The sequence below is a fragment of the Bacillus sp. Brlt_9 genome, assembly GCF_051948935.1.
Lineage (GTDB): Bacteria > Bacillota > Bacilli > Bacillales > Bacillaceae_G > Bacillus_A.
The window spans coordinates 394,495-409,522 of record NZ_JAYJLO010000003.1 but is presented as its reverse complement, the minus strand read 5'-3'; the positions used below and the strand labels follow the sequence as shown (position 1 = coordinate 409,522).

Annotated in this window: 12 protein-coding genes; 7 read left to right on the top strand and 5 right to left on the bottom strand. The window is 31.2% G+C overall.

The window, feature by feature from the left end; all coding sequences use genetic code 11:
* Window positions 1-105: 105 nt before the first annotated feature.
* Both VF726_RS14455 and VF726_RS14450 read right to left on the bottom strand, forming a co-directional pair.
* Entirely contained in the window at window positions 106-2,427 is a 2,322-nt protein-coding gene (locus VF726_RS14455) for an AAA family ATPase (protein ID WP_440169275.1), read from the bottom strand.
* A 378-nt stretch (window positions 2,428-2,805) separates the two neighbouring features.
* A complete protein-coding gene (locus VF726_RS14450) occupies window positions 2,806-3,597 on the bottom strand; it encodes a hypothetical protein (protein ID WP_440169272.1) in 792 nt (263 codons plus the stop codon).
* Window positions 3,598-3,766: 169 nt separating this feature from the next.
* Between VF726_RS14450 and VF726_RS14445 the strand changes: the two genes are divergently transcribed.
* The gene (locus VF726_RS14445) at window positions 3,767-4,753 is read left to right on the top strand and encodes an LCP family protein (RefSeq protein WP_440169269.1); all 987 of its coding nucleotides are present in this window, start codon (window positions 3,767-3,769) and stop codon (window positions 4,751-4,753) included.
* A gap of 140 nt (window positions 4,754-4,893) precedes the next feature.
* Here the strand turns inward: VF726_RS14445 and VF726_RS14440 are convergent, their stop codons facing one another.
* Complete coding sequence (locus VF726_RS14440) at window positions 4,894-5,199, bottom strand: hypothetical protein (protein WP_440169268.1); 306 nt, start codon at window positions 5,197-5,199, stop codon at window positions 4,894-4,896.
* A gap of 377 nt (window positions 5,200-5,576) precedes the next feature.
* Here VF726_RS14440 and VF726_RS14435 point away from each other — a divergent pair, with 377 nt between their 5' ends.
* The 5 genes from VF726_RS14435 to VF726_RS14415 all read left to right on the top strand — a co-directional run bounded on the left by VF726_RS14435 (window position 5,577) and on the right by VF726_RS14415 (window position 10,123).
* Complete coding sequence (locus VF726_RS14435) at window positions 5,577-6,116, top strand: PilZ domain-containing protein (protein WP_440169265.1); 540 nt, start codon at window positions 5,577-5,579, stop codon at window positions 6,114-6,116.
* Between the two features lie 354 nt (window positions 6,117-6,470).
* Entirely contained in the window at window positions 6,471-7,385 is a 915-nt protein-coding gene (gene murB / locus VF726_RS14430) for a UDP-N-acetylmuramate dehydrogenase (protein ID WP_440169264.1), read from the top strand.
* A gap of 3 nt (window positions 7,386-7,388) precedes the next feature.
* Entirely contained in the window at window positions 7,389-8,603 is a 1,215-nt protein-coding gene (gene dapG, locus VF726_RS14425; RefSeq protein WP_440169261.1) for an aspartate kinase, read from the top strand.
* Window positions 8,604-8,924: 321 nt separating this feature from the next.
* A complete protein-coding gene (locus VF726_RS14420; RefSeq protein WP_440169259.1) occupies window positions 8,925-9,068 on the top strand; it encodes a hypothetical protein in 144 nt (47 codons plus the stop codon).
* A gap of 35 nt (window positions 9,069-9,103) precedes the next feature.
* Window positions 9,104-10,123, top strand: a complete 1,020-nt coding sequence (locus VF726_RS14415; RefSeq protein ID WP_440169257.1) for an aspartate-semialdehyde dehydrogenase — start codon at window positions 9,104-9,106, stop codon at window positions 10,121-10,123.
* A 154-nt stretch (window positions 10,124-10,277) separates the two neighbouring features.
* Here the strand turns inward: VF726_RS14415 and hpf are convergent, their stop codons facing one another.
* Complete coding sequence (gene hpf / locus VF726_RS14410) at window positions 10,278-10,826, bottom strand: ribosome hibernation-promoting factor, HPF/YfiA family (protein WP_440169254.1); 549 nt, start codon at window positions 10,824-10,826, stop codon at window positions 10,278-10,280.
* Between the two features lie 179 nt (window positions 10,827-11,005).
* Between hpf and VF726_RS14405 the strand changes: the two genes are divergently transcribed.
* Window positions 11,006-12,022: a hypothetical protein gene (locus VF726_RS14405; protein WP_440169251.1), complete on the top strand. Its 1,017-nt coding sequence runs from the start codon at window positions 11,006-11,008 to the stop codon at window positions 12,020-12,022.
* 18 nt (window positions 12,023-12,040) lie between these two features.
* Here VF726_RS14405 and VF726_RS14400 read toward each other — a convergent pair whose 3' ends face one another.
* A complete protein-coding gene (locus tag VF726_RS14400; RefSeq protein ID WP_440169248.1) occupies window positions 12,041-15,028 on the bottom strand; it encodes a hypothetical protein in 2,988 nt (995 codons plus the stop codon).

The window sequence follows — 15,028 nt, the reverse complement described above, 5'->3', positions numbered from 1 at the left end:
GCATTGCAAAATATGATAGAGTACTGGTCTGTATATAACTTCTCTCTTAAATTTATTTAGAAGAAAAAAACGTCCGCGTTTAAAACACGGACGTTTTTTGTTTAATTATAGCTTCGAAAAACCGATTTCAACATCACTTAATTCTAGTTTTGTTAGAAGATTTGAACCTTCATTCATTAAACGATTGGCTTGTGCCATTTTAATTTTACCAATAAAGTTTCTAACCCAACGACCATTACCATCTTTGACTAACCCGCTATCTTTAGCTTGTTTAATAAGTGAGTTGGCTTTCTCTGAAGCGGACTCAGTGATTTCAAAACCTTCCGCCTTAATGCGGATTTTAAACAATTGATATAACTCTTCTGAAGAATAATCTTCAAATAAGAATGTTTCTGCTATTCTAGAGCGGAAACCAGCATTAGTTGCATATAGTTCTTCTAGTTTTTCTGGATACCCAGCAAATATTACAACTAAATCATTATGATTTTCTAGAGCAGTAATTAGTTCATCAACAGCTTCAAGACCAAAAGTATCATTTTCACCCTTTACCAATCCATACGCTTCATCAATAAATAAAACACCACCAAGGGCTTGCTGTACAACTTCGTTTACCTTCTGAGCTGTATGTCCCATATAGCTTCCTACTAAATGCTTACGTCTAACTTCTACAAAATGACCGCTAGATAGAATACCATTACCTTTTAAAATCTTTCCAACAATTCTAGCTACCGTAGTTTTACCTGTTCCTGGATTTCCTGCAAAACTAGAGTGTAACTTTGGTGGTTCTGTGTTAATTCCAAGATCAAATCTTCTATTCTCAATTGTTACATAATTTGCCCAAGTCTTTACTTGATCTTTTAATTGTTGCATACCAACTAAGGAATGCAATTCTTTTTCAGCTTCTAGTCTTAATTTAAGTAATGCATCTTCATTTTTCTCTTGTTTTTTATGAAGAAGTGATTGAACATCTTCCGGGTTAATAACAGCTGCATTAATATCGTGATCAGCCACACGAATTTTATGTTTTCTTACAATCTCTTCAACTAGTACCCTTACGTCACGAGCATTTCCAGAAAGTGAACCTTGTTTTGCTTTAGATTTCATTAAATCATTAAGTTCATTTTGGATTTTTGTTGTTACAAATCCTTTTGAACTTAGCATACCATCAGCAATTTCAGCTAACTCACTAGGTACAAAATCGTTGAACTTAAAAGTAAATGCAAAACGAGAAGGGAGACCAGGATTTATATCTAGTAATTCTTTAATATCCTTCTCATACCCAGCGAAGATGACTACTAAATTATCCTTATGATTTTCCATATATCTCATAATAATTTCTAGCGCAATTTTACCAAAGTCTTGGTCATTATCTCCTGAACCTTTTAGCATATAAGCTTCATCTACGAATAAAATTCCTCCTAAAGCTTCTTCAACTTTCTTTTTAGTTGTTTCTTCCGTACCACCAATTACGTTACTTACTAAATCTTCTTTTGAAAGTTCTACCACTTTATTTTCTTTTATCATATTCATAGACCACAATAGATCACCCATAATACGAGCAACCTCAGTTTTACCGGTTCCCGGAGGCCCAACAAATAATGAGTGTAGTGCTTCATTATCTACATTGAGGTTCATTTTTTTTAGCTTTTCAGTAGCGTAAATCCCTTTTATAAATCCTTGTACTTCTTTTTTTACTCCGTGAAGTCCAGTCATATTTAGTAACTTTTTCATACCGTTTTCAAATGCTGCTAACTTACTTTCGCTCACTTTACCATTGATTTTAAATTGCACTTTACTTGCAACTAACGGATCAAGAGAGGGGAGGGGACTGCCTGTACGGACTGCATCTTTACTCTGTACTAAATAATTTATAAGTGCTGCTTCTTGGTTAATAACTTCGAAAATTTTATCAGATGCCCAAGGTATATACTGTTTTGTACTGTTATACAACTCTTTTAATTGTAATTCAGAATCCATAGAAGTTATTACTCGTCCAACTGCAATATTATCTAAATGACAAATAGTATTATCAAATCGAATAGCAATACCTTCGTTAATGTGTGAACCAGTTACAAGTTTACCGTTTGACAACTTATACTTCACTGTGCCATCAGCTGTTAACGTAGACATATAATTACCATTTAACTTTTTTGGTACGGCATACGTTCTTAAAATAGGACGTATTGTTTCGTAAAAACTCGGATCAACATCTCTTAAATGTTGAAGGCTTTTTATATTGTCCCAGTTAGGGTACTTACTTTCTAGAAGTCTTATTAGTTCGTCAGCTTGATGTTTATCTCTAGCATAAAGAACAGTCGATTTGTGTAGAGTAACAACTGTGTAGAAATCATCATCTTGATAAGTTGAGAAATTTTCTTTTGCTCCTAGATCTAATACTTTTGCTAATACATTTTTAATTACGTTCATTGTAGAACCTCCAAGTTGTGAATGTTTATATTTAAAAAGTTATCTTATATAAAGTTTTTAATATATCTATATTAAATATTATAAACAAAAATTATAGGAATTTCCCATTTTGTTTACGATGCTAAATAATAATTTTGCAATGCTAATTAGGTAGAGGGTATTTTGACTTGCAAGATATTGCTTTGCAATATAATGCAAGTCATAGCATTGCTTTCTAATGTAATACATTGTTAGATAATGCAATGCATTGTAAAGCATTGTTTAGTATTATTTAGCATTGCAAAGTTATGTATTGCATTGTTTTGCATTGCGGATAAATTACTGAGAGTAATAGAAAAAAAGCCCTTAATGCTATTAGTAGCAAAAGGGCTTGTTTTTCTATAATACAGTATATGCACCGTCTTTATATTCAACGATATTATGGGACAATGGGCTTTTTGCATCATCAAATGTTTTTTTAACAATGTTCGAGTAGAATTCAAGACATTTTATCCAGGATTTCCAGCTTGGATCTTTTAATCTTAATACAAACGCTACATTATTCGAAGGAAAAGCGATATAGCAATTACCAAAATGCTTATCCATCCATTCGCGAATAAAAAATTGATAATGAGAGTTGAATTTTCTATCTTCAAAAATACAAAGGTCAAACATATCCTCATTAAGCGTTTTGGTTGGGCCGACCCATCCTTTCTGAAGTAGGTTTTCACGGGCTGTTTCAAAGATTTCTTCTTCATTTGGTAAATCATCATATAAACTTTTAGTGACAACCTGTGTATATGAATTCTGATTGCTAATCACAACCGCATTTAAGTTTTTCCCAATATCTCTTCTAAAAGTTTTTCCTTTATTATTCAGTGCATCTAATAGTTCTGTAGAGCGGATTGTTAACAATAGTGTTTTCTTTAAGGATTCATATGTTTTATCTGTATGTTCAAGATTTGAAAAGATATCACTTTGCATTTTTATAAAATTTGTAATTACAGTTTCATCTTTCGTTTCTAGAAATTTATTCCAAGGTTTGTTTAAGTCAATATTAATGTAAGTGCCATTATCTAAAACAACTCTAAATATATTTGATTCTATTTCTTCGATATCTCCGAAAATTTCAAGTGCTTTCTCAGTGATAATATTTTTAAATACTGCTAGTTTGTTATTTGTCTGTATCATCGTAAATCTCCCTTAGTGTTTTGTATAAATCTATTTATAAACAAAAAAAAGCGAAGTTTACCAAAACTAATCAAATTTGTATAAAAAAATTGAATTTAAGGGAAAGAGGATTTATAAAAGAATAAATACTTATCACAATTTCTTTTGAACGTCATAATGAGGTGTATGAATGAAAATTTTTGGTTTTATAAAATTTATAACGTCTGTATTTTTCTTTGGTGTATTAGTATACGGTGGATATTTTGTTTTTAACGAATACATTTGGAATACAATTAACCCAAAACCAACCATCGAAGAACAAATTACTAAGGAAGTAAGAAAAATTTCAAGTGTTGATCATTTCGATGATGAAGCTAGTTTAAATACAAAAAAACCATTTGCGATGGTATTGTTAGGTGTGGATGGTGAATCATTTAAAAATAATAGAAGTGATACAATTATGTTAAGTATAGTAGATCCGAAAAATGATAAAATATCTCTATTATCCATTCCTAGAGATTTAAGAGTACAGATTCCTGGGCAAAATGGGTATGAAAAGATCAATGCTGCCTTTGCAAAGGGTGGTGTAGATTTAACTGCGGCAACCATTCAGAAAATTTTTGGAGTTCCGATCGAACACTACGCTGTTATCAACTTCAAAGGATTCCAAGATATGGTTGAGGCAATTGGCGGGGTTGATGTGAAAGTAGAAAAAGATTTAACCTTTAGTGATAGAATAACTAAAACAAGATTCTCCCTTAAAAAAGGTGACCAAACTTTAAATGGAATACAGGCATTAAATTATGCTCGTTTCCGAGGTGATGGTGAAGGTGACTTCGGTAGAATGAGAAGACAACAGCAAGTTGTTAAAGCAATTATTGATCAAACAATTTCTGTAAGCAATATACCGAAGATAGTGGATATTATGGGAGCGATTGATAAAAACTTTACATCAAATGTATCATATAAAGATTTAGGTTTACTTGCTCTTAAAATGAGAAATATAAAAGCTGAAAACATAGATACTATTAAATATACGGCTGAACCAAAAATGATTAAAGGGGTATCCTATGTAGTTGCAGAGGATAAAGAAGTAAATAGATTAAGAGATGTATTACAAGATAAATTGAATGGAATTGATGATACCGCTAAAGAGAATGGGCACCAAAATAATTAATCTTGCCACCCTGGTCAATATTATTGACTAGGGTTTTATTTTTGAGAGATCCCATACAACTATGAGTAAAATCTACCTACGAATAAAGAATCTTTCCGTGAAAAAAAGCTCAAGAGTTGAGCTTTATTATTATTTTATTTTTACTCTGCTGGTGAAAATCTTACAGGATTATCTCCAGAACCCGAAGTGACTACCCATTCTTTATAGTGTCCCATTTCGGCAATGTTTTTGGCTTGTTTTAATGTAATCTTGTATCCCTTGTTACCACTTGGAGAAGTATAAGGCGTTGCTTCATCTACAATATTTGAAGATACAGCTTGTTGTTCTACAAATACAATTGCGTCTTGTTTTGTAAGAGTAATTGGTTCTGCTGATTCTCCAAAAAATTGAGTTGCGCCAAATCCTCCAATTAAAATTGCTCCACCTAAAATAATTTCCTTAATCATTTTAAATCCCCCTAAAATATTATCTATTCCTTTGTATTGTTCATATTTTACTCAGCAATTTAGTTTTGGGAGAAAAAAGTAAAAAAACCAAACCTGTAGCTTAAATAAGAAGTAAGAAGTGATAACATAGTGAGATATAGAAAGAGGACATAAGAATTTATGGTTAAAAAATATTTGCATTGTAAAGTAATGCAAGATATTGTTTTACATTACTTTACAATGCAATGCATTATTTTATAATGCAAAAATAATAATTAGATGATGCTTGCTTTATTGAGAATTTGTATTATAAGTTTTTTTAACTTGATTAATAAGTTTTTTTGAAAATCTAAAATAAATAAGTATAATTAGTCAAATTTAGGGGGTGTAAAACTTTTATGCAATTTCATCAGCCAGCAGAGGTGATTACTAATGATCACCGAGTAATAGCTACAGTCAAAATTGTCAAAATAGATGACGATAACCAATATATATATACTTTGATTCCAAGAAGTTTAAACGGTTCACCAGTTCCTTTTGGTACCAACGAAATTTACAATTTGATATATTCCACTTATGAATACATTCACTTCTTTAAAATTCAATATCAAAACCTTTCTGAGTATAAAGAGAAACCAGTATATCAGTTTAAATTAATTGAGCATTCTCGTGTTGATAACTTAAGAAAAGAAGAAAGGAAGAGTGTGGAATTTCAAGCCGTGGTTTCTGATTTTAATCAAATTGGAGTTGTAACCATTTTAGATGTTAGTTACTCAGGATTAAAAATAGAGACTGAAACGGAAATCATTTCAGAGTTTGTAGAGGTTTTCTTCGATGAAGAAAATGTTCCTAGAAGAGCAATGGGTCAAGTTTGCTGGAATAGATTTGATCACGATAGAAATATGCACTTGTATGGCATTGAATTACGTTACAGATGATTAATTTTCAATCGGGAATTATTTTTCTTTCTATAATAAGGTGATAAAATGAACTCCTTATATAAACACTACAATTTAAAGACAGGGATAAGCATAATTTGTTTCATAATATTGATTGTATTTTGTATCCCTTATCTAAAAACGACAGTATTTTTCTTTATTCCTATATTCTTAGTCTTTTCTTATTTATACTTATATCTTATAATCTCATTGGTTATTGATTTAGTAATGTTTCTATATAACCTTGTTTTAAATAGAAGAACATAATAAATTGTTTTTCTATTTTAAGACAAGGTTTTTAATTTATATATTTTTATTCGGTTCGCTCTCTACTTTTTAGGAAGGATGAATACAATGAATGATATTAGAGATATTTTATTGAAACTAAAGTTAAATTTTGAAGAAAATGCATCTTTAAGAAAATATAACACTTGGAAATTATCAGGTCCGGCTGAATTCTTAGTACATATAAACAGTGTAGAAGACTTAAGAAAACTATTTCCTATATTAATGAAGGAAAAAATACCACATTTTATTTTGGGAAAGGGATCAAACATACTTGTTCCAGATGAAGGTATACAGGGAGTAGTAATTAAATTGGGTAAATCATTCGAAACATTAGAGTTTAAAGGTATTCAGGTTACCGCGGGTGCAGCTTTATCTTTTATTGCATTTTGTTTGAATGTAGCAAAGAAAGGTTTATCAGGTATGGAATTTGGTGCAGGTATTCCTGGCTCTGTTGGTGGAGCTGTTGCGATGAATGCCGGGGCACACGGAAGTTCCGTCTCTAAAGTCTTACATAGTATAACTGTTCTAGGTCGTGATGGATTCATAAAAAAGCTATCGAACGCCGAAATGGATTTTTCATATAGAAATAGTGTTATCCAAAACAAAGACTACATCGTTTTAGATGCAACATTTTCACTAACTTATGCTGATAAAGAAACAATAGTTGAGATGACAACTAAAAATAAAGAATATAGGTTATCAACACAACCCTTAACAGCAGCAAGTTGCGGCAGTGTATTTAAAAATCCTTTACCGAATTATTCGGGTGATTTAATAGAGAAATTAGGATTAAAGGGATATAAAATTGGAAACGCTCAAATATCTGAAAAACACGGTAATTTTATTATCAATTTAGGTAATGCAAGTTCAAACGATATTCTATTATTAATCACTTTCGTGCAAAAAGCTGTTAGAGATAAATTTAATGTAGATTTACATCCTGAGGTGCAAATTTTATCCAATCAATATTTGGGGGAATAAATTATGAAAATAATTGTGCAAAAATTCGGTGGAACATCTGTAGCTACGAAAGGGAAGCGGAAGATGTGTTTTGAGCATATAAAGAGCGCAATAAATAAAGGATATAAAGTAGTGGTTGTAGTATCAGCTATGGGACGAAAAGGTGAACCCTATGCTACTGACACTTTAATTAATATGGCACCATTAAGTACGGGCAGAGAAAAGGATCTATTAATGATTACAGGCGAAATAATTTCTGCCAGTGTTTTTTCAAGCGAATTAAAAGAAGTTGATATAGAAAGTAGAGTATTAACCGGTGGACAGGCAGGGATATTAACAAATACATCTTTTAATGAAGCTTCTATTATCGGTTTAAGACCCGAAAAAATATTGAAAGAATTTGAGAGCGTAAATGTACTTGTAGTAACCGGGTTTCAAGGGATGACAAAGGATTATGAGTTTACTACTTTAGGAAGAGGTGGTAGTGATACTTCTGCAACCGCATTAGGAGCAGCTCTGAATGCCGAATATGTAGATATATTTACCGATGTAGAAGGTATTATGACAGCGGATCCGAGAATTGTTACAGACGCAAAGATTCTTGAAAAGGTTACTTATTCAGAGATTTGTAACTTAGCACATATGGGAGCAAAAGTAATACATCCAAGGGCAGTAGAAATAGCTATGCAATATAATACTCCAATCAGAGTTCGTTCTACATTTTCACAAGGAGAAGGGACACTTATCACAAATCAATCCGAACTTAATTTAGATGAAGAAGCCGGTAATAAACAATATCTTACAGGTATAACACAAACAGAAGAAATTGTTCAGTTTGTAATTTCTGAGCCTATTGAAACTGAAAAACAACATACAATGTTTGACGAAATTGATAAAAGGAATATATCTCTGGATCTAATCAATATAACGCCAACTACCATCGGATTTACTGTTAAAAATGAAGACTCTGAAAAAGTAAACAGCATATTGGCTAACTTAGAAATCAATTTCACGTTAAGAGAAGATGTAACGAAGATTTCATTAGTAGGATCAGGAATGACAGGCGCATCAGGTGTTGTTAGGAAAATTGTAAGTACACTCTATGAAAACAATATATCTATTCTCCAAACATCAGATTCTCATACAACAATTTGGGTATTAGTACCAAAAGAAGACGGGAATAATGCTATTTGTTTATTGCACAACGCCTTTTACTTGAATGAGATTATCGTACGTTAAGTAATACAGATTATTTTGACTATATAACTAAACATCTTGTTTCAAATACCACCCGATGTAGGGTGGTATTTTTTTAGAAAATACATTTCATTAATTAATGTTATTTCCCTTTAAAACCCCATAAAAATATACAAAACAACCGATATAATTATATAAAAATTACATAATAAACTAACTATTTGATTAATTATATTGGTTAGTGTCTAAATGCTATTACTACTTTTTATGTTTACAAATGTTGAAGCTTGAAATTTAAAAATTAATAAAGGGTAATTTACTAATTATTAAAACCTATATATAGTTATCCGGAGGTGTATAAACGTGGAAATTAAAAATAATAAAAAGTCATCTGCAACTAAAATTCAAAATAAGAAACAAAGTTTTCCGCCTGTATTTCTAGAAGAATTTCTTGATGTAACAACAAAGAAACGTTTGTTAGAATTAAAAAATAAGTCCTCGAAATAATAATTTCGAGGAACTTTTATTAGAGGTGTACAAAAATGACAAAAAAATATAATGTAGCTGTCGTTGGTGCTACTGGAGCAGTAGGCCAAAAAATGATTGAAACACTTGAAAGAAGAAATTTCCCAATTAATGAATTAAAACTACTTGCATCATCAAGATCTGCCGGAAAGTTATTAAGTTACAAAAATGAAAATCTAGTAGTAGAGGAATTAACTGAATTTTCATTCGAAAATATAGATATAGCGTTATTTTCTGCTGGAGGTAACATCTCTGAAAAATACGCACCTATCGCTGTTAAAAACGGTGCAATAGTAATTGATAATACTAGCCACTTTAGAATGAAACAAAATGTTCCTTTAGTCGTGCCAGAAGTTAATCCTGAAGATATTTTTAAACACAATGGAATTATTGCCAATCCAAATTGTTCAACTATACAAATGATACTAGCACTTAAACCAATATTAAATGAGTTCGGATTAAAAAGAGTGGTAGTTTCCACATATCAATCAGTATCAGGATCTGGGAAGAGAGCAATTGAAGAATTAAAAGAACAAACAGCAGCATTTTTAAAGAAAGAAAATACTACTCCGAAAGTTTATCCACATCCAATTGGATTTAATGTAATTCCTCAAATTGATGTTTTTGAAGAAAATGGATTTACAAAAGAAGAAATGAAAATGATAAATGAAACAAAGAAAATTCTACACGACGATGATATAGAAGTGAACGCTACTTGTGTTCGTATTCCAGTCGTAATTGGGCACAGTGAATCAATTTATGTAGAAACCTCTAAGGAAATCGATACCGACATACTCCGAGATTTATGGACAAACTTTGATGGTTTAAAGGTAATTGATGACATCGATGAACAGATGTATCCAATGCCTCGTAATTGCGAGGGAGTCTACGATACTATGGTAGGTCGATTACGTAAAGATTTAAACAAAACAAATGCTATAAGTTTTTGGGTAGTTGCAGATAACTTATTAAAAGGGGCAGCCCTTAATGCTGTTCAGATAGCAGAAAAATTAATACAAAAAAATGAATTGAAGTAAAAATAAAAGCAAAGTGGAATTAACGCACTTTGCTTTCTTTTTTATTTACAATGCAATGTATTGTTTTGCATTGCATTGTAATGCATTTGATAAAATTGTTGCAATGTTTTGCATTGTTTTGCTATGCTAAAAGTTAATTTTATTAATTTTTAATTTATATAACTTTTATTAATCCGTACATTCCATCTGCTCTTTTGTATAGAACACAGATGTTCAAAGTTTCAATTTCTTTAAAAATAAAGAAGTTATGTCCTAACATCCCCATTTGTAAAATAGCCTCGTTTACATCCATAGGTTTAGTTAGCTCAAGTTCTTTTTCTCTAACCAGACTTGTTAAAAATTCTTTGCTAATATCTTTATTGTTTTCTTTTTCTTCAAGAAACCAATCCGCTAACGGCAATTTTTCTTGATGTCGTTTTTGTAATTTAGTTTTATATTTGCGAATTTGTTTTTCTAATTTTTCTATCACAAGATCCACAGAAGAATAATAGTCATCTGCAACCACTTCAGCTCGAATATAAGGTTGCTTACCTAAACTAGTTAATAACACCTCTAATTTAACACTTCGTTGAAATTTTTTAGCTGTTACTGTAGCCTTAACCTCATTTTTAAAATATCGATTTAATTTTGAAACCTTATCTAGTATGTATTGACGATTTGCATCAGTTAATTCAAAGTTATGTCCTCTTAATTGAATATCCATTTTAAAATCCCCTTTATGTATATAGATAATCATTTGTAATTTCGCTGATATTATATTTTTAACTTGGAAGAAAAAACAATAAGAGCAGACAGATATTTAATTCTTTTATTTCAAATAAAAAAATATTTTGTGGTATAATTTCTACCACTATATACCATTGTTTTGAGGGGGGATAGATGTTGAAAATAACAGATTTAACATTACAAGACTTATCATTTTATTCATTAGAAAATAGATACAATTTATTAATAAAAGAAGAGGACACGATAGCAGACGTGATTTTTCGTTTTTTATTCTCTGACCAGTCTGTTGTTCAAATAGAGGGTAGCGATGATACACCTGAAGAACTTAAACGGTATTACTTTGAAAGTCTAAAAAAACAAGTATCTAAAGGGGCTCCTATTGATTTCTTTTTAACAACATTTTCTCCGAAATTCAAAAAGAGTGATATTTCCAACGGTTGGATAGAACCCGATATTGCCGACTTTATAACACTTGTACACCTACAGTTGATAGCAAAAACAATTAGAGAAATATATCCGTACAATTTTAGATTTATCATCGCATTTAAAGGTGACCTCTATAAAAGAATAGGTGATTGGAGCGATGCAGAGTTAGATAGGACATTTAATATATTATTAGAGTTAAACTTAGCTGCTGAAAAAATAACAGGCACAAGGAACTCAATAATAATAAAAAGGTGGAGTGAGATGTTTGGTAACTCGCTAGGAGAATTTGAGAGTAGCCACGAAAGAAAAACAGAATACTATTATAGACTATGGAAAGATCAAAAAGAGCCATACAAAACTCAAATCGAAGAGTGGAAAGATAACTTTAAACCATTTTTAGAATACGAAGAAAAGACTGAGGAAATTTTCGGTTTCTTTCTTACAAAAGAGGCTTGTAGAATTAGAGCTTTTAATAATTTGATATTTAGAGAGGGTAAAGCTTTAGAAGATTTTCAAAATCTAAACCCCAATATGCTGATTGCACATACCAGTAAAAAGAGTAAATTCTTTAACCTAATGCTGAATCCCCATTTTCAAAATCGTACTCATCTTAAAATGACAACATTAGAGGAGAACGACGAGTGGGATATGAAGAGATGGGAGGATATTAAGGGCTGCGGTTATAAACCCATTTACATAGATGAATTTGATTTTCCATTCTACTTCGAAAAAGAAAAGACTGAATAATTTCCAGTCTTTTCTTTTTTATTCCAGATTCATTTTTTTGAAGAACTTTTTAGCTAACTCTTCTTCAGGAGTCCTGTCATTCGTTATTGCATCAAGTCCTTGTGCATCCATTTTGCCTTCAATTGCTTCAGATGCAACTATTTTTGTTGCCATCAAGGATGTAACATCCTCTTGGAAGGAGTCCTTATAAAAGACATAGTAAATGGTGCAATTTTTGGTTTGTCCAATTCTTCTTGTTCTACCTCGACCTTGTCGTTCGGTATATACTTGATAATCCATTTGATATCTAATAATTGGCGCGAAGTCTATTAAATTAGTACCTGTTTTCACCAATTCAGGATTGCATATTAAAACTTCAGTTCCTTTTTTAACTTCATCTTTTATAAATTGTTCTCTCTTTTTCTTTGGTACCTTAATTTTATCTCCAGTGCACGATATGCTATATTCCGTGTTTTTGTTAAGAACTGTAACACAATATCCTTCTTCTTCTAATTTATTTTTAATGTAATTGTTAATTCCGTCACTCGTATAGTATGTATATATAATTACTCTATTGTTTTGATTTTGTACTTCGTCTTTTACGATTTCTTTTACTGCATCAAGTTTAATATCTTCGAATTCAGACAATGGTTCCGTCTTATAAACAACATTTCCATTTTCATCTTTAATTTCTTTAGTAACAGTAGGCATATCTAGGTATGAATACAAAATGGGCATAGTGGTTTTAAATAGCTTTACGTCACCTTTGGTTAATTTTGCAACAGCATTTTCAAGCTGCTCTTTTCCTTCAATCAATTCTTTAGGTAATTCAACTTCAATTGGCTTTGTAAATATTTTGGGAAGGTGGGAATCTAAGTCTTTCAATGAAATGAAAGCGGTTGTATCTTGTAGGAATAGAGGGAAAATAATAGGGGAGATACCTGGCTTAGATTTTGTAGGTAAGGGAATTCTTTTATTATCAGGCATTACTCTTATTCTTTTTTCCGTAACACCAAAAGAATTTTGGAATTTTTGATTGTCACTTATATCGAATCCAGCCTTTTTCATTTTTTGAGGGAATAAAATATAAAACATATAAAAGAGGGATTTTGCATAACCGTTCATCATAGTACCTGTACCAGCAATTATTTTAGGACAAGCTGAAACGAGTTTTCCAAAGGCTTTTCCTCTAGATGAGTCCTCGTTTTGAAACTCGTGCAACTCATCGATAATTAGATGCGTAAAGACCTTATTCATTTTTTTAAGTATATATTCTGCAATTGAAACCTTATAGGGAGAAATAGCTATCTTAGCTTTCTGTTCACCTATCAATTGTTTTTCTGCATCTCTAAGATCTTTTAATCGTGTTTTTAACTTTTTGGATGGCTTTTCGACAAATTGTTTTTCGCAATAATCAATTTCTCTTTTCAACGCTTCTATATCTTTAGGGATAAAACCAACACTTGTGTAAATTAAAGAATCATTCTTTATTTGGGATATCCTTTTTTTATTTATGGAGCTAGCATTTTTATTATTTACTGCCCAAAGAACGGTATTACAATCATTGCATTTATAATTAGTATTTTTTTCTGAACTAAAATGGTCAAAATCGACAGGTACATCAATATATTTAGGTTCATTATTATTTTGAACAGTATTCTTTTTCTTTTTCTTGATTATTACGCCACAATTAGGACAACAAAAGACTTTTCTATCGATATATTCATTTTCAACGGCCTCTGATTTGATTAGACGGGTTTTCCAAAGGGCAGCAGGTCTTTTTGAATAGCCGTTCTTTGCAGCGCTCTGTGAGAGGATGAAGACCCTAGGCTTATGATCAGTAAAATAGCCTAGGTTTTTATAGGTAATTAAGTCAGAAATTGAATTAATATGGTGATATTCTGATTCTATTAAAGTAATTTCAGCTTCGTTTTGCCAGGCTGATTCTACTAAGTGATCCGGAGAAAGCACTAATAACTTCATTGGCTTCTTGGAATTAATTGAATCTAAATAGGCAATAGTTGACATCATAAAAGTTTTTCCAACTCCTGGTTCGCCTACTATTACCATTCGTTTTTGCAGTCTTAACGATTTCAAACCAGCTTCAATAATTTCAAGTTGTTCAGGAATTGGTTTTCTCCCAAGATGGGAAAGGGATTCAGTATTAAGAATCTTATAAACACCTCTTCTATGAATAGGTTCAGATATACTTTCAATTCGATTTTTAAACGAATCTGAATACAGTGGCATATACTCATCAAAATCATTATAGTTGTTATTTACAACCCTAGCTTTAGATAAAGTTATCGTGCCTGACCTTAAACCTTTTGAAATTATTTCTTTAATTTCAGACTCGATTATATGTATCTCTACAGCAATAACTTCACTTGAACACTGTAAAATCTCTAATTGCTTGATTCGATTTTGTAATTTTAATTCTCTAACTAGGTATTTGACCCAATCATTGTACATAAGGATCATTTCAGTTGCTGCAATTTCATTATCAGAAGTAACATTTCCGCTTTCGACATTTTTTAAGATTTTTTCAGCTTGTTGAATTGATACATATAATTCTCCAGCTAAAATTTGCGGAATATAAACATTAGGGAATAGGGGAGAAACAATATTTTCTCGAATGTGCTCAAAAACAATGGTATCAAAATGAGAAGTATTTTTCTTTGGAATAATTACAACCGGATATTTATCATCTGTTTGGTCAATGATGTCATTAGTTTTCTTAACTAATGTTACCCTTTGATGGTATTTACCTATTGCTTCGGACTTCTCATATTCTGACAAGTTTTTTATGAATACCTTTGTGCGATCAGCATTCTTTAATCCGGACAACTCAGCACTTAATCCGGCGTTCTTTTTTAATAATTTATTAAAATCGGTTTTTGTACCATATAAGGAAACGGCAATTATCTCATAATGATTATTTTTATTAGTTTGTTTCACAATTAATAAATCAGAGTTTAAACTGAAATTTTCCTCTTCGATATCGAAATTTAGTCGTAAATCGTTCAT